Below are 17175 nucleotides of genomic sequence, written 5' to 3'. Positions count from 1 at the left end.
TGGGTCGATTACGTATCCTGCGTGCCAGCATTACTATAGCGGTGCAAATAAAAGTGTACGCAATGAGTATCTATAAGAGAGGGATTGTAGAACCAGGCAAACATGAAGGTTCCATATAGTGGTTTGGATCAGTACTCATTACCCTGACTACACGATATTCGTGATTCTCGGTCATTTCTGCCATGATTGGGATACCGTTATAGCTAATCATGACCTGGTTTACGGCTCCCGCTTCGGGGGGAAATACCTGTTCATGCGGCATCATAGTATAAAGGATCATTGTACAATCACTTCAGACTTTTGTTTATTCAGATCTATCAATTCATTCAACTTCTTCATCGCCTGTCCTATGCCGCCTACTTCATGGATCAGGCCAGTCTCAACTGCATCATGGCCGACAACATTCGTTCCGATGTCCCTTGTCAGGTTTCCTTTTGTAAACATAAGCTCTTTAAATGTTTCTTCAGAGATATTGGAGTGTTTCGTAACAAAATTAACGACTCTTTCCTGCATTTTATCGAGATATTCAAAAGTTTGCGGAACGCCAATGACGAGTCCAGTCAACCTGATCGGATGAATTGTCATTGTGGCCGTCTCCGCAATGAACGAATAATCACAGGAAACCGCTATTGGCACTCCAATGGAATGGCCGCCGCCCAGTACAATTGAAACTGTCGGCTTTGAAAGTGAAGCAAGCATCTCCGATATAGCCAATCCTGCCTCCACATCCCCGCCAACTGTATTCAAGATGACAAGCAAACCTTCAATATTCTGGTTTTGTTCAATTGCGACAATTTGTGGAATTAAATGTTCATACTTTGTCGTTTTATTATGGGGCGGAAGCTGCATATGCCCTTCGATTTGACCGACAATCGTCAAACAATGTATTTTTGAATCCTGAGACAGCTGGGGTACATTGGTCTGGCCTAGCTGCTGGATTTTCTCAAGAAGACCAGATGGTTTGCTCTCCTTATCCCCTTGCTGGCCTTCCTGGTTTTCTGAACTGAATTTATTCATATTTTATGCTCCCTTCAGGCATGATAATTTTAGTATGAACATCATCGTCAATTTCATTCCATAGCGAAGTGTGACATAAAGATTTGAAAAAAGCACTGGCATTTAGCCAGTACTTTTCGTGCTTATTTAACCTCCATTATTATTGGCATGATCATTGGTCGGCGTTTTGTTTTTTCATATAAGTATTGGCTCAGTGAATCACGCATGTCTTGTTTTAAACTGTTCCAATCGAATGACTCTTTATTTGTTTCTCTCCACGGTTTCTTTTACCAGAGTTGAGGATTCTGCCATCAGCTTTTCGGATTCACGTACATAGACGAAACCGCGTGATATAATTTCCGGGCTGGCAGCAATTTTCCTGTCTGCTTTATTCAGTGTGACGACTACAATTAAAACATCGTCCTGCGAGAGCAGCCTGCGGTCACGGAGAACAATATTGCCTACATCTCCTACTCCGTTACCGTCAATCAACGTATTCCCTGCCTGTACCTTCTCTGTGGACTTTAGTTTTCCTCCAGAAATGTCAATAACGTCACCGCGGTCCGGGATGAAGATATTCTCTTCCGAAATTCCGCATGTCTGTGCTAACCTTTTGTGGGCCTTGAGCATTTTGTATTCACCGTGAACTGGAATGAAGAATTTTGGGTTCATCAAATTGATCATGAATTTCAGTTCTTTCTGCCTTCCATGGCTTGAAACCTGAACACCTTTTTTGCTTGATACTACATTTGCACCAGCTCGGTAAAGCATATCCATTGTCTTATAAATAAAAACTTCACTTCCCCGCAATGGAGAAGCTGCAAACAAGACTGTGTCCCCTCGCTGAATATTCACCTGGGGATGCACTTGTTTCGCCATTTTCTGCAAAGCTTCAATCGGCTCGCCCTGGCTTCCCGTGGTTAAAATAACAACCTGATCATCTTCGTGATTCTTTAAGTCATTTACCGATATAATCAAGTCCTCTTCAACCTGTAGGCAGCCTAGTTGTAACGCTATACCATAGACACGTTTCAGGCTTTTCCCTGCCACTGCTACTTTGCGGCCATTTGCAGCAGCACTGTCAAAGAGATGCTGGATTCTGTTTAAGTCAGAGGCAAAGCAGGCAGCAATGATTCTGCCGTGTGCATTATAAAATACATTAGAAAGCTCAGCAGCCACGGTTGATTCCGATGGAGTATATCCTGGACTTTCAGCTTCTGTACTGTCAGATAGCAGGCAGAGAACACCTTTTACACCAATTGCGGCCATCTTGCCTATCTCAGGCCTGTATAGTCAGGGAACATCAATCCCGCATCAACAACAAAAATATCACCGTCCACTTCGGTGACGTACATATTCTTACCGATTGCCCCTACTCCACCAAGCGCGATGATTTTTATATTTTCATTTTTCTTCGTATTCAAGTCTACGCTCCTCCTATGTTGTTTTATCTCCGACCGTGACTAATTAATAAATAACATTATACTTGATGACAGAAAATCTTGACAACTTAATACATTAGCTATTTATCGGCCGAAAGGAACTCGATTTTTTATTAATCTGCCTTTATCATCTTGAACCTGGGTTTAGTGTTTAATGGACATTTAGAGGTCAAAAGTGGATGTAGACCAGAGAGCGGAGACGTTAAATGGTCAGGAGGGTGGCAAAATGTCTAAATAACTGAACTTAATAGACATTTTAGAGCTTGAGCACAGTCAAAATGTCCAGGAAACTGCTTTTATTAGACATCTTCAAGTCTGAGCATATTCTATAAGTGCAATAAGTAAGTCATAATGCCATTTCGGAATTCTATAGATCAACTATTGTTTTTTTACATATTAAAGGCCAACCCTAAAAGGTTGGCCCTACACAGTTTATTGAAATAGTTTAGCTACTGCGGATCTTTCCTGTTCTGTCAATGGCACCATTGGCAAACGTACGGAACCGACATCGAGTCCTTTTAGCTGCAATGCGGTTTTGACTGGTGCTGGGCTTGGAGCTGCGAATAGTCCTTGCATGATTGGAAGCAGTCGCTGATGCAGCTTTGCTGCGTCCGCATTCCTTCCGCTGAAGAATGCATCGACCATTGCCTGCATTTCATTGCCTATTACATGCGAAGCAACAGATACAATTCCAGTACCGCCAATTGCAAGCACTGGCAGAGTCAATCCGTCATCTCCACTGTACAGTAGGAAATCGTCCGGTGTATTTGCGATGATTTTCGTCATGGCGTTCAAGTCGCCGCTCGCTTCTTTTACAGCAACAATGTTTTGAATTTCAGCAAGCCTGATGATTGTTTCTGGCAGAATGTTGACCACTGACCTGCCAGGAATATTATAAACCATCACAGGAAGAGAAGTAGCTTCTGCTGCAGCTTTAAAGTGCTGATAAAGACCTTCCTGGTTTGGCTTATTATAATATGGCGCTACAATCATGATCGCGTCCACACCAATCTCTTCTGCTTTTTTAGTCAGTTCGATGGTAGCATATGTGTTGTTGCTGCCCGTTCCGGCAATGACAGGAACCCTCTTGTCTACAATCTTCACGATGTGCTTGAATAATGCAATTTTCTCTTCTTTTGATAGAGTTGGGGATTCACCTGTTGTCCCTGCAACAACAAGTGAATCTGTCCCGTTATCAATCAAATGGTTTACTAGCTGGGTCGTTTTATTGAAATCAATGTGACCTTTGTGGTCAAATGGGGTCACCATTGCTGTGGATACTTTTCCGAATTGAACCATTCCTGTTCACTCCTCTTCTGAAAAGCTTCCGGCTTCAGAGGCTGGAAGCAAAATATCTCGACGCTCAAATTCTGCTGTTTCCTCTTCGAGCTGAAAGGCATCATGCAAGGCATTTACTGCTTTCCCTAAATCATCTTGTTTGACCAATACCCAAATGGTTGTATGGCTATCAGCAGATTGAAGAATACGAATGCCTTTTTCAGATAAAGCTATAACAATTTTTGAGGTTACACCTGGGACTCCAGCCATTCCTGCCCCGACAACTGATACCTTCGCGCAATGTCTCTCAATTTGCGGAGTGTGTCCCAATCCTTCTAATACTTTAACTGCCCGGTCGGTCATTTCGTCCAGGACAGTGTAGACCACTCCATTTGGAGAAATATTAATAAAATCTACGCTGATGTCTTCATTGGCCATAGCCTTAAAAACCTCAGATTGGAGATTGTATTGGTCTTTTTTAGCAAAAACCTTTATTTGGCTTACATTTGATACATGCGCAATTCCTGTTACAGAACGTTCCTTAATGTCAGTTCCTTTATTTTCACGATTAAGGGTAGTAACCAGTGTGCCAAGGCCTTCCGAATAGGTGGACCTGATTCTGATCGGAACTTTTGCCTGCATGGCTATCTCAACCGCGCGAGGGTGGATTACCTTTGCCCCTTGGTAAGCCATATTGCAAACTTCCGTATAGGTTACCACAGAAAGTGGCCGTGCGTTTTCAGCAATTCGCGGATCAGCTGTCATGATTCCCTCGACATCGGTAAAGATGTCAATCCACTCTGCGTTTAACGCTGCACCAAGTGCTGCAGCCGATGTGTCACTGCCGCCCCTGCCTATTGTTGTCACGTCTCCATTTTTTGCAGCGCCCTGGAATCCTGCCACGACAACAGCGTCGACCTGATCCAGTTCTCTAAGCAATCGGTCGCACTTCATATCAAGTATTCTTGCGTTCGTATGCTCGCTATTTGTCCTGAATCCCGCCTGGGCACCTGTAAGCGCAGTCGCATTAATGCCATTATCAAGCAGCATATTGGTAAAAACGACACTGGATATCGTTTCTCCGCACGATAGCAATAGATCATGCTCCCGCTTGCTGATCTTGCTGTCACTTCCTCCCAGCAGGCTGAGGAGAGTGTCAGTAGCATACGGATCTCCCTTCCTGCCCATCGCAGAAACAACTACAACTACTTTGTACCCATCCGCGATAGCCTTCTTAATATGACTCATCGCTTGGATGCGGCTATGTTCGTCTCGGACAGATGTACCGCCAAATTTTTGAACGATTATTTTCATCGTAACACCTCAGAAATTCTGTCATTAAATCAATTATGTGATTACTTTACTATTCCAGTCTTTACAAGACTTTCAGCAATCTGAACTGAGTTCCATGCAGCACCTTTTAACAAATTGTCAGAAACGACCCACATATGGAAGCCTTTGTCATAATCTAAATCCTTCCTGATTCTGCCGACAAAAACGTCATTTTTACCAACGCAGAATGCAGGCATTGGATAAAGCTGCTGATCAGGATCATCTTGCAGGACAATTCCTGGTGCGTCAGTCAAAAGTTCTTTTACTTCTGCTGCGGAAACACCGCCCTGGCCTATTTCAATATACACCGATTCCGAATGACCCGTGCCAACCGGAAGACGTACACATGTTGCCGCAACCTGCAGCTCAGGCATGTGCATGATTTTCTTAGTCTCATTGATCATTTTCATTTCCTCAAACGTAAAACCATTATCAACGAATGTATCGATTTGTGGAATGGCGTTAAATGCAATCTGGTAGTGCTTTTTAGCTGATTTAACTGGAAGAATCTTCGGTTCGTAATCTTCACCGTTCAGGATTGCCTGAGTCTGTTGCTCCAATTCTTCAACAGCAGCAGCACCTGCACCAGATACTGCCTGGTACGTGGATACGATAATCTTTTCCAGGCCGAACTTTTTTCGTAATGGCTCCAATGCTACGACCATCTGGATCGTCGAGCAGTTCGGGTTAGCTATGATCCCATTATGTGAATGCAGATCCTCTTCATTTACTTCAGGAACGACTAGTGGCGTGTTCTCATCCATGCGGAATGCACTTGTGTTATCCACCACGATAGCGCCGCGTTTGACTGCTTCTGGTGCCAGTTCCTTGGAAACACTTCCACCAGCGCTGAACAAGGCGATATCTACACCTTCAAAGCTTTCTGGCTTAGCTCCTGTACTGTCAGCTCTTTGCCTTTATATTGGACCTTTGTACCAGCTGATCTTGAAGATGATAGCAATAATAGCTCAGACACAGGGAAATCCCTGCTTTCAAGCGTATGGATCATCTGCTGTCCTACTGCTCCTGTTGCTCCAACTACTGCTACACGGTAACCTTTTCTCTCTGACATTGCTGTTTCCCCTTCCACTACCATTATCGTTTTAATACCCCGCATTTTAGCTGAGGTTGTTTGAACCATAAGTATAAAGCGGCGGTCAATAAGAAAAGCGCAAGCGCCTTGTTCAGCCCCGACAAGCGTTGTAGGGCCGACCGGTGAAGTCGCTCTTTGACTCACCTGAGCGGACCGAAGCGACTCGAGCTGCTCAAAGCTAACGCTTATCGCAAGATACTCGAGGAAGCACTCTCGGGGATGAAAACTGGCTAGGCGCTGAAGCTAGACACTAATCTAAGTGAATAAAATTTATACTTTCTTATAAAGTTAAAATAACCGCCTAGTATATTATCCTATATTTTATCATAATCAATCATTAATAAGAGAAACATTTTGCTTCACTGCCGAAGAAAAGCATTTCCAAATTAAAATTTGCTATGTTAGTGTTGCTTTTTAAGTGAAAAAGAATCTTTTCGCATTGATTGTTGCAATCGGTATATTCCGTTGAAGCCTTGCCTCTTATCAGCTTCCAGGCTCTTTTCTAAGTGGCCGCTGAACAGTTAAGGCTTTGTTTGTAAAATTCACTTTTTTCCAACAAGCAACAATGTTTTTAGAAAGAGCTTGAAATTTGCATTAGTTATCCTTGTAACGCTCGACTAATACCGGCTGCAACTGTTTTCCATTCATTGCTTCAACGATTGTTTCGGAAAGCTTCTCCATTCTTGCAACCATTGAATTTGGCTTTTTCACAGGATCATCCTGGCCAAAAGGAATCATGTAAATATTCTTGGTTGCCATCAGCCTCATAAGGTTTACGCCGTTAAGCCCCAAAGCATCATTAGTGGAAATACCAAGGACAACTGGCTTTTGGTTCCTTAATGTTGCTTTCGCAGCCATCAAAACTGGCGAATCAGTCATGGCATTTGCAAACTTGCTCATGGAGTTACCAGTCAGCGGCGCGATGACCATGCAATCAAGAGGGATTTTTGGACCTAGAGGTTCTGCCTTTACAATCGAATCAATCACTTTATTACCTGTAAGCTCCTCAATCCGCTGTACCCAATCTTCACCTTTTCCAAAACGTGTTTCTGTATTTTTAACAGTGAATGTGACAACAGGCAACACTTCAGCGCCTGCATTCACTAACTTTTCAATTTCCGGAAAAACAGCATCGTACGTACAGTGTGAGCCTGTTAATCCAAAACCAATCTTCTTACCTCTTAAACTCATACTTCTTTCTCCTTTCGGTTTATAAAGTCTTCCATAAGCAGCTGAGAAAGAACATTCGCCAAAATTTGCCCCGCTGTTTTCGGGGCAACGATTCCTGGCAATCCAGGTGCAAGCAATGCTTTGATTCCACGTTTTTCCGCATAGCGAAAATCCGTTCCACCTGGTTTGGATGCAAGGTCGATGATCAAAGTATGAGCAGGCATCCTCGAAATGACGGAGGCAGTAACGATATGATAAGGAATCGTATTGATGCAAATATCCGAATCCGAGACCGCCTTGCCTATATCGGATAAAAGGAACGGCTCTAATCCCATTTCCGCTATCCTTGCAATGTGTTCGCTTTTCCGGGCTCCTACCTTCACCTTTGCTCCAAGGGCATGGAAGGTTCTCGCGACACTCATCCCAACTCTTCCAAGGCCGAGAACAGCTACCTTTGAGCCATGGATGGTGAAATCCGTATGTTGGATTGCCATCATGATCGTTCCTTCTACCGTCGGGATCGAGTTATATATTGCAACATCATCACGAGCGAATAACTGTACGAGTTTCCTGTTGGCTTGGTTTGTAATTCCGGTTAAATAGGAATTACTGATGCCTGAATAAACTGTGCAATGTTCAGGAGTCTTTTCAAGCATTTCTTTTATAAGGACTACTTTTTCATTCGAGAAAATGGTCTCGATCTGGCCCTCCATACTAGTACCTGGAACAGGCAGGATCAAAGCATCCTGTACGGAAAAATCAATTTCATCTATCTTTTCTTTTGAGGCACCTGTAAAAGCATGATCCAACTGCTCGAAGCCTATTAAAGAAAGCTTTGCATCAAGCTCTGTCAGCTTGCGAATAATCTCCAGCTGTCTCGCATCACCGCCGATAACCGCGATTTGCATTTCTGTCAGCATGAGAACAATCACCTTCTTTTCCATTAATCCTGGAATATATATTTCATTCAATTTGAACTACTTCAACATCATATGTATCAGACATGGAATAGGTGAGTTTTCCATAAAAGAAAAGCGCCGGCCATTGGCCAGCGCTGAAAATTCATTGAATAGAAGGATTGATTTTATATCAACAAAGCCTAATTAAAGGCAAAAAATAAAGCAGGCTTTTGGCCCGCATTTACTCTTCGTCATCAGGGATATCAATGATAATCATGTCCGAACCTATTTTTTTGATATGCTTCCATGGAACTCTTACTTCTCCTGATTGTTTGCGGAGGCCGAACCATTTTAAAGACGGAATGATCAAGGCCTCTATTTGACCGGTTCTTTCATTGATTTCCAAATCTGTCTGTCCAAGTACGCCCAGTCTTTCTGCCCTTTTTACATCGACGATTTCTTTTCCTCCAAGTTCACTTAATTTCATGAGGCCTCCCCCTGTCACTTTATCCTTATTCTATATGTATCAATCCGGGGAGTTTTTTAGAATACATATCCGGGAAAAAAGGCGGATTTGGTGTCAAGAAGCTACTGTTATTTTTCAGCCTTTCAGCAGTAGAAGCTCAAGCTGTATTGATTCCTTCGTTTTCTTGACAGCTTTTCAGGTGTAGAGGCTGAAGTTGTCATGATTCCAGCGTTATTGCGGAGCTCGTTACAGAATGGTTCAAAAACAGCAGCTTCACTTGGAAGCTGCTGTCGGTGGGACGATTTTATAGGTTTGGCAGTTCGCCATTTGGACTGATCAACGAAACAGAGTATTTGTCTGTGAAGATACTATTGGCCATGCCGTCGACGCTGTCCTTAGTCACCTGGTCAATTTGTTTGACGATTTCATCTAGGGAACGGTGCCTTCCTAGCAGTAGTTCATTTTTTCCGTTTCTGCTCATACGGCTGTTTGTGCTCTCAAGGCTTAGCATCAGGCTGCCTTTAAGCTGCTCTTTGCTGTTGTTGAGTTCTTTCTCCGTAATTCCCTCTGCGCGCAGCTTCGAGAGTGTGTCCTGGATTGTTTCATATAAGACGCCCAGCTGATTTGCGCCGGTTCCGCCATAAATAGTCACCATTCCGCTATCGCGATAAGCGGAGTGATAGGAAAATACAGAATAAGCAAGGCCGCGTTGTTCACGCACCTCCTGGAACAACCTGCTGCTCATGCTGCCCCCCAGTACATTGTTCAAGACAATCAGACTATAAACGGCTGAATGGCCAATTTGCAATCCTTCAAACCCCAGGCACAGATGTGCTTGTTCAGTTTCTTTTTTTCGGGAAGCCTGTGTTGCGTAGAATGCAGGTTTCTCATATTCCATCTTCTCTTTACTCGCATCATATGAGCCAAAGAACTTTTCAGCATTATTAATGAAAGATTCCGGAACGTTCCCAGCAATGGAAATTACCACGTTTTCCGGTCTGTACGAATCATGCATATACTGCTCCAATTTTTCTCCTGTAAAACTTTGGAGCGTTTCTTCCGTACCAAGAATTGGGTACCCCAGTGGGTGGTCACCATAAACAGCCCGGCTAAGCAAATCATGCACGATATCATCAGGTGTATCTTCATACATCTTGATTTCTTCATTTACAACGTTCTTCTCTTTGTTAAGCTCCTCTGAATCAAAGGTAGAATTAAAGAACATATCCGCTAAAACTTCAAGTGCATATTGTGCATGATTATCTAACACCTTAGCGTAATAGCAGGTATATTCCTTGGAGGTGAATGCATTCACCTGGCCGCCAATGCTGTCAAAGGACTCTGCGATTTCTCTGGCAGATCTTGTTTTAGTGCCTTTGAAGAACATATGCTCAAGGAAATGGGAAATCCCATTATTCTCTGGGTTTTCATTACGGGAGCCCGTTCCAATCCATACTCCTATTGCGACAGAACGGACAGTTGGGATTTGTTCTAGTACGATTCTTACACCGTTTTGGCATGTATATTTCTTTATCATTATATTCCTCCTCTGGAACCTGCTGCTAAAACTTCTGCATTTACTTAGTATAGTCCATTTATCTTACTTTTTCCAAATACAATGCTATTCTTTCATTTTTTTTTGCAGATACTACCCGATTTTCACTCAACATATTTGATACAGTACCAATTTGCAGGTCTTTACCTTTTATTTGTGTGATTAATTGGTCGAGCGAGGCAGCCGTCGACTCTGTTGGATGCATTAAAATCATTGCGCCGTTATGAACCTTCCCCATCACCCTGCTGATCATTCTTTCTGGCGATGGTTTTTGCCAGTCGATTGTATCAACACTCCACATGACAGTCCCTAACTTATGGGCTGCGGCAATCTCAACTACCTCGTCCCTGTAATACCCGCTTGGTGGAGAGAACCATTTGCTTTTCACCCCGGTCACTGCTTCAATAACTTCATTTGTCCTCCTAATTTCTTCATTGATTTTAGGAGCAGGAAGCTGCTTCATGTTTGGATGCGTAAATGAATGGTTTCCTATCTCATGGCCTGCATCAGCAATCATTTTCGCCATACCGGGATTATTCTTTACCCATCTGCCTTCAAGAAAAAAACTTGCGGTTACATTATGCCTCTTCAATGTCGCCAGCATTCCGGACAAATACTCATTTCCCCATGCTACATTGATAATAAAGCTCACCATTGGCTTTTCAGGATGTCCCTTGTAAATTGCCATGGGCGGCAAATCACTCAGATGGATTTCAGGAGGGACCTGTTCAAAGACCAGCTTTTCCGGATCAAATTTCCCTTCCTTCTCCATCTTGCTATATGATTTTTTCACATCAACTTTTAGACCGTTGTAGCCGGGGATCACCTTCCAGACAGGATCTTTCCTGGCATCCGAAGGTTCAACTTCATATTCTTTTGCTTTCATTTCGATTTCTGACATCAATGAATTCTCATTCCCTGTCACCGCAAGTGTTCCGGCTTTTAGCCTGTTACATATGTATTAGAGAATGGATTATTCACCATGGACCAGCCCGCAATCAGCATGACAGAAATTAATATAAACTTTCTCATTTGATGTGCCTCCTCTTCTGGTAAGGCCTCTATGTATAATCAACTTTAATCAATAATTTCTATTGTAAGCATGAAAAGGGCCCTATTTTACTTTATGAAACAGAAGGACAAGATAGAACGAAAGTCATTTGTGAGCCAACAAAGAAAAGAGATGGAGATGACTACTTGCTTGTGTAAAGCAAGCGGCAGACGAGCTTGGATAGTAGAAAATGATTTGAGAGAAAAAAACAAAAAGACCGGGATTGCCCCCGGCCTTTACGATTATTAAGATTGTTTTTCAGCATTTTCACGCTGTTCTTTCAATACAGCCTTGCGTGAAAGATTGACTCTTCCTTGCTTGTCGATTTCAGTAACTTTAACCAGAAGTTCATCTCCCAGTTTGAGAACATCTTCCACTTTTCCTACCCGCTCTTCAGCAAGCTCGGAAATGTGTACCAAACCGTCTTTTCCAGGGAAGATTTCCACGAACGCACCAAACTTTTCAATGCGGCGGACTTTGCCAAGATACATCTCTCCGACTTCGACTTCACGTATGATATCTTCGATGATTTTCTTAGCTTTTTGGATCATTTCTTCATCTACTGAACCGATAAACACCGTACCATCTTGTTCGATATCAATCTTCACGCCTGTTTCTTCAATGATTTTATTGATTTGTTTTCCGCTTGGTCCAATGACGTCGCGGATTTTATCCGGCTTGATCCACATCGTAATGATTTTCGGAGCATATTGTGAAAGCTGTTCACGTGGTTCCTTGATAGTCGCGAGCATTGATTCAAGGATTTGCATACGGCCTTTTTTTGCCTGCTGCAATGCTTCTTCAAGAATCTGACGAGATAACCCATCGATTTTGATATCCATCTGCAATGCTGTAACACCTTTTGCCGTTCCAGCTACTTTAAAGTCCATATCGCCCAGATGGTCTTCCATCCCCTGGATATCAGTCAGGATTGAGTAATGCTCACCTGATTTAATCAGACCCATAGCAATACCAGCTACCGGTGCTTTAATAGGCACACCAGCATCCATCAACGCTAATATACTTGCACAAATACTCGCCTGTGAAGTTGAACCATTTGATTCTAGTACCTCGGATACAAGGCGGATTGTATATGGGAAGTCTTTTTCATTAGGGATAACAGGTTCAAGCGCACGTTCGCCAAGCGCACCATGCCCAATTTCTCGTCGGCCTGGCCCACGGATCGGTCCAGTTTCACCTACAGAGAATAATGGGAAGTTGTAATGGTGCATAAAGCGTTTTTCCTCTTCGATTCCAAGTCCGTCAAGGATTTGAACATCACCCATTGCTCCAAGCGTACAAATGCTCAAAGCCTGTGTTTGTCCCCTTGTGAACAAACCGGAACCATGAGTTCTCGAAAGCAAGCCTACCTCTGAAGAAAGTGGGCGGATTTCGTCGACTCCACGGCCGTCTGGACGTACTTTCTCTTCCGTGATCAAGCGGCGCACTTCGCCTTTGACGATTTTATCAAGGATTTGTTTTACCATTTTTAGCTGATCTGCATCCTGCTCTTCATATCGAGCAACAATGGAATTTCTCACTTCTTTGATTGCGTCCTCGCGTGCATGCTTTTCTTGCACCTGAATTGCAGCCAGCATGTCTTGTTCGCAAATTCCGCGAACTTCCGCTTCTAACTCTTTGTCTATTTCAAAGAGAACAATTTCACGCTTCTCTTTGCCAACCTGTGCAACGATTTCCTGTTGGAAAGCAATCAGACGCTTGATTTCATCATGTCCGAACATGATCGCTTCAAGCATTACTTCTTCAGGAACCTCATCAGCACCTGCTTCAACCATGTTGATCGCATCCATTGTACCTGCAACAATAAGATGCATATCACTCTTTTCTGTCTCTTCAACAGAAGGATTGATAATGAACTTCCCATCAATTCTTCCAACTGTCACACCAGCGATCGGTCCTTCAAATGGAATATCTGATACACATAGTGCAAGTGAAGAACCAAACATCGCTGCCATTTCTGACGAACAGTTTTGATCAACACTCATGACGATGCTGATTACCTGGACATCATTACGGAAACCATCAGCGAATAACGGACGGATTGGACGGTCAATCAAGCGGCTGGCAAGGATAGCCTTTTCACTTGGACGTCCTTCACGTTTAATAAAACCGCCAGGAATTTTTCCGACAGCATATAGTCTTTCTTCATAATTGACAGTCAAAGGAAAGAAGTCTAAATTCTTCGGTTCTTTTGACGCAGTCGCTGTACTTAATACAGCAGTATCTCCGTAACGGACAAAGACTGCACCATTTGCCTGCTTTGCAAGCTGTCCAATTTCAACAGTAAGCTTGCGTCCTGCCCAGTCAAAGGAAAAAATTTGTTTTTCTTGTTCCATACATTTAAGCCCCTCTCTAACATGAAAATCCATCCAGATTTACTATCTGGGAAAATTATTTAAAAACGGCACCAGTGCCTGTCTTATAACAAATATACCTTTATAAAAAATATTAAAACACATAAGATGAGTCTGGTGTTAATCAGACATCGTTTTAAATTGCCTGTCCTGCTTCAGGAGAAGACTTTTATGTTATAGTATGCGCCAAAACACAGCGCTTAATATCAATATATTGTTATGTAAACTCAAAAAATTCACTTAAGAAAAACGCAGGCGCCTTGGTCAGCCCTGACAAGCGGTGGAGGGCCGACCGGTGAAGTCGTCCTTTGACTTCATTGGGCGGACCGAAGCGACTCGAGGGGCTAGGCGCTGGAGCTAGACACTATTCTAAGTAAAAAGTTTTATACTTTCTTATAAAGTAATAAAAAAGCGGGATAAATCCCGCTTTAACAGACTATCTACGTAGACCAAGCTTGTTGATTAACTCGCGGTAACGAGCAACATCCTTGTTACGAAGGTAAGTCAAAAGATTACGACGCTTACCTACCATTTTCAAAAGACCGCGACGTGAGTGGTGGTCCTTCTTGTGAACGCGCAAGTGATCGTTCAATGTGTTGATTTCTGCAGTAAGGACAGCGATTTGAACTTCTGGAGATCCAGTATCACTTTCGTGAGTCTTGAATTCGTTGATAAGTTCATTTTTACGTTCTTTTGTGATTGCCATCCGTTTCACCTCCAATTAGTAATCCCCTGTTACCGAGCAAGCGTCGGTGACTCGACTTGCCAAGAAAAGGTTCTTTTTTGATACGTTAATAAGAATACATCTTTTTACCACAAAAAGCAAGTCTAACCCTTGTTTTTTTCAAAGTGCAGCACTGCTTCTTGTTTATCTTTTTCGATTTGGGCCACAAGCTGCTGTATTCCCTCGAATTTACGTTCACTTCTAAGACGGAGGTGCCACTCTATTGCTGCTGACTCGCCGTAGATCTCTTTATTAAAATTGAAGATATGGACTTCCACTGAAGGTTTGTCCTTTTTCTCCTTGTGGAAGGTTGGTTTGTAGCCGACATTGCAGACACCTTCATGCCATGCTCCTTCAACCTGGATCTTAACAGCGTAAACTCCTGTAGGAGGAAGAATGTACAGGTCTTCCATCCGAACATTCGCCGTCGGAAAACCAATTGTGCGTCCGCGGCGTTCTCCATTTATAACTGTTCCCTTAGTGGTGTAAAATCTCCCTAGCAATGCTGGCATCTCTTCCACCTTTCCGTCCCTTAAAAAGGTACGGATCAATGTTGAGCTAACCTTTTCTTCTTCTTGAGCGGACAGCTTTGATACTACTGTAAAATCGAATTTACCTCTAGAATGGAACTGGATTGTCTCCATATTCCCTTTCCCCATTTTGCCGTAAGAATAGTCAAACCCTGCAACGACATGGTGTACATTCAAACCGATGATATATTGATCGACAAATTCCTGGGGCAAAAGACTTGAAAATACAATTGAGAAGTTGACAATAAACAAGTAATCCACCCCCATATCCTCAATTAGTCGAGTTTTATCATCCAAGGGTGTTATATATTCTATGTGTTGGACGCTCTTGCCAAGAACTACAGAAGGATGAGGGTCAAATGTCATGACCGCACTCTTCAGGCCTTTAGCTTCAGCCACTTTTTTTGCTTCTTTGATGACTTGCTGATGCCCTAAATGCACTCCGTCAAAATAGCCCAGTGCCATAGCCAGCGCTGGAAAGTCTTCTCTTTTATATTCATGAGGATGGTTTAGCTTAATCAATTCCACGATATTACTCACCTTTTCTGACCCAGCTGCTCATTTATCAAGACAATTGCAATAATCGCTTATCTGTAAAAATAAGCAAAAGATAGTCTAAAGCTCATTTCTTAGTACTTTATCAGGCTTCATCATCCCAAGTTTAGTTGGATGTGCCCTGTAGATCGCGAGCGCTTTTTCGTCTTCTGTTTCTACTACAATAGGACCGTCAATTCCCTTAAAATCCTGCGGGATAGTAAGCAATGCCCCATTTTTCACTTTCTCTGCTACTTTATCATTTATGCGATATTTCGGCAAATAAGAAATACCTGCTTCCAATGGATGCAGAGCAGTTTCCAGCTCGCTTTTTTGAGCCAATTCTTCTAGCTGTTCAAAAGTATAGCAGTCCTCAATAGTGAAGTCAGCGGATTGTATTCTTACAAGGGAAGACATATGAGCGGGATAGCCTAACTTTTCCCCAATTGTCACTGCCAATGTCCTGATGTACGTGCCCTTGCTGCATGATACCCGGAATTTAAAACTAATCTGCTCCCCTTCGAACGAACCCCTGTCATCAAGGAGCTCTATGCCATAAATAGTGACCTTCCTGGTTGGCCTTTCAACTTCGATCCCTTGCCTCGCGTATTCGTATAATTTTTTTCCATTTACTTTTACAGCTGAATACATTGGTGGTGTCTGTTCAATTTCACCCTCCAGCGACTGAAGGACCTGTAGGACCTCTTCTCTTGTTATGGTCCTGTCCACTTGCTTTTCCTCAACCTTCTCGCCTGAAGCATCTTCGGTAGTGGTCGTGAAAGCAAGGGTGACTTCACCCTCATATGCCTTTCCTGCATCTGTAATGTATTCGGCAATTTTTGTCGCCTTGCCAACGCAAATTAGCAATACTCCAGTCACATTAGGATCAAGTGTGCCTGTATGCCCGACCTTCTTCGTTCTTAAAAGTTTCCTGAGTTTAAACACACAATCATGCGAAGTCATTCCCGCTGGTTTAAATAGAGGCAGAATCCCTTCCATCTTCTTTTACCTCGATTCTTTCATGTATATGTATTGGGCTTTTTTCTCAAACTTTGTTGCTATTGGCTGCAAAATAGGATTGAATGACCTATGTTTCTTCACAAAAAATTAAAGCATTTTATGAAAAAAGAGCTTGCAAACTTAATACCGACCTGCAAAATAGCTTTTTATCACTTTAAAATCAGCTTTAGGATTTTAACAACAACCTTTACGAAAACAGCCATGTATTATTCGTCTTCGTCTTTACGAAGCTTATCGAAAAAAATGGATAGACAACAGTGTCTATCCATTTTTCATATCAAGATCAACTGTTCAGACAATTATGTCTATCCGTTTAATCATTGTCCTTTTTTTGCTCGTCTTCTCCAGGCTGCTCTTCTCTATGCAACTCATGGATTAGCGAATTGATACGATTACCATAAGCCATCGTTTCATCAAATTCAAAGATCAGTTCAGGAGTCTTTCTCAGGCGGATTCGCTGGCCAATTTCTGTCCTGATGAAGCCTTTGGCCTTCGCTAGTCCTTTAAGAGTGTCTTCCCTCTGTTGTTCGTCGCCTAAAACAGAGATATACACTTTTGCCTGCTGAAGATCCCCTGTAACCTGGACATCCGTTACTGTTACGAAACCTACTCGCGGATCCTTGATTTTACGGCTGATGATATCGCCTAATTCTTTCTTCATTTGTTCGCCAACACGATTTACTCTATGACCCATTTTCAATCACCTCGTT

At 42.7% G+C, this 17175-nt stretch carries 13 protein-coding genes and 3 pseudogenes; all 16 read right to left on the bottom strand.

From position 1 onward, the window contains the following. Positions 1 to 70: 70 nt before the first annotated feature. Entirely contained in the window at positions 71 to 280 is a 210-nt protein-coding gene (locus tag JCM21738_RS01495; RefSeq protein WP_023614831.1) for a YlzJ-like family protein, read from the bottom strand. Then, positions 277 to 1017, bottom strand: a complete 741-nt coding sequence (locus tag JCM21738_RS01490; RefSeq protein ID WP_023614832.1) for a ClpP family protease — start codon at positions 1015 to 1017, stop codon at positions 277 to 279. Before JCM21738_RS01490 ends, JCM21738_RS01495 begins: the two co-directional genes overlap by 4 nt. 122 nt (positions 1018 to 1139) lie before the next feature. After that, positions 1140 to 2420, bottom strand: a pseudogene (locus tag JCM21738_RS01485) (ribonuclease J). A gap of 450 nt (positions 2421 to 2870) precedes the next feature. Continuing rightward, positions 2871 to 3737: a 4-hydroxy-tetrahydrodipicolinate synthase gene (dapA, locus tag JCM21738_RS01480; protein ID WP_023614835.1), complete on the bottom strand. Its 867-nt coding sequence runs from the start codon at positions 3735 to 3737 to the stop codon at positions 2871 to 2873. Positions 3738 to 3743: 6 nt separating this feature from the next. After that, positions 3744 to 5030, bottom strand: coding sequence for an aspartate kinase (dapG, locus tag JCM21738_RS01475; RefSeq protein WP_023614836.1), 1287 nt, complete (start codon positions 5028 to 5030; stop codon positions 3744 to 3746). Positions 5031 to 5071: 41 nt separating this feature from the next. Further along, positions 5072 to 6120 (bottom strand): annotated as a pseudogene (gene asd / locus JCM21738_RS01470) (aspartate-semialdehyde dehydrogenase). Positions 6121 to 6735: 615 nt separating this feature from the next. Then, entirely contained in the window at positions 6736 to 7332 is a 597-nt protein-coding gene (dpaB, locus tag JCM21738_RS01465; RefSeq protein WP_023614838.1) for a dipicolinate synthase subunit B, read from the bottom strand. After that, positions 7329 to 8231 (bottom strand): dipicolinic acid synthetase subunit A, encoded by a 903-nt coding sequence (dpaA, locus tag JCM21738_RS01460; protein WP_031307873.1) that lies wholly within the window; start codon positions 8229 to 8231, stop codon positions 7329 to 7331. Before dpaA ends, dpaB begins: the two co-directional genes overlap by 4 nt. A gap of 220 nt (positions 8232 to 8451) precedes the next feature. After that, positions 8452 to 8697: a YlmC/YmxH family sporulation protein gene (locus tag JCM21738_RS01455; RefSeq protein ID WP_023614840.1), complete on the bottom strand. Its 246-nt coding sequence runs from the start codon at positions 8695 to 8697 to the stop codon at positions 8452 to 8454. A gap of 283 nt (positions 8698 to 8980) precedes the next feature. Further along, entirely contained in the window at positions 8981 to 10213 is a 1233-nt protein-coding gene (locus JCM21738_RS01450) for a M16 family metallopeptidase (protein WP_023614841.1), read from the bottom strand. 58 nt (positions 10214 to 10271) lie between these two features. After that, positions 10272 to 11263 (bottom strand): annotated as a pseudogene (locus tag JCM21738_RS01445) (polysaccharide deacetylase family protein). A 264-nt stretch (positions 11264 to 11527) separates the two neighbouring features. Further along, a complete protein-coding gene (gene pnp / locus JCM21738_RS01440; protein ID WP_023614844.1) occupies positions 11528 to 13639 on the bottom strand; it encodes a polyribonucleotide nucleotidyltransferase in 2112 nt (703 codons plus the stop codon). A gap of 454 nt (positions 13640 to 14093) precedes the next feature. Beyond that, on the bottom strand, positions 14094 to 14363 hold the full coding sequence (gene rpsO / locus JCM21738_RS01435; protein WP_023614845.1) for a 30S ribosomal protein S15: 270 nt from the start codon (positions 14361 to 14363) through the stop codon (positions 14094 to 14096). Between the two features lie 122 nt (positions 14364 to 14485). Further along, on the bottom strand, positions 14486 to 15439 hold the full coding sequence (ribF, locus tag JCM21738_RS01430; protein ID WP_023614846.1) for a bifunctional riboflavin kinase/FAD synthetase: 954 nt from the start codon (positions 15437 to 15439) through the stop codon (positions 14486 to 14488). An 87-nt stretch (positions 15440 to 15526) separates the two neighbouring features. Beyond that, positions 15527 to 16444 carry a tRNA pseudouridine(55) synthase TruB gene (gene truB, locus JCM21738_RS01425; protein WP_023614847.1) on the bottom strand — a complete coding sequence of 306 codons (918 nt, stop codon included), beginning with the start codon at positions 16442 to 16444 and terminating at the stop codon, positions 15527 to 15529. A 334-nt stretch (positions 16445 to 16778) separates the two neighbouring features. After that, entirely contained in the window at positions 16779 to 17159 is a 381-nt protein-coding gene (gene rbfA, locus JCM21738_RS01420; RefSeq protein WP_023614848.1) for a 30S ribosome-binding factor RbfA, read from the bottom strand. Positions 17160 to 17175 lie beyond the last annotated feature (16 nt).

It is taken from the genome of Mesobacillus boroniphilus JCM 21738, from assembly GCF_000517385.1.
Classification (GTDB): Bacteria; Bacillota; Bacilli; order Bacillales; family Cytobacillaceae; genus Mesobacillus; species Mesobacillus boroniphilus.
Note: the sequence above shows the minus strand (reverse complement) of the source record. Positions and strands in the feature narration are given on the sequence as shown.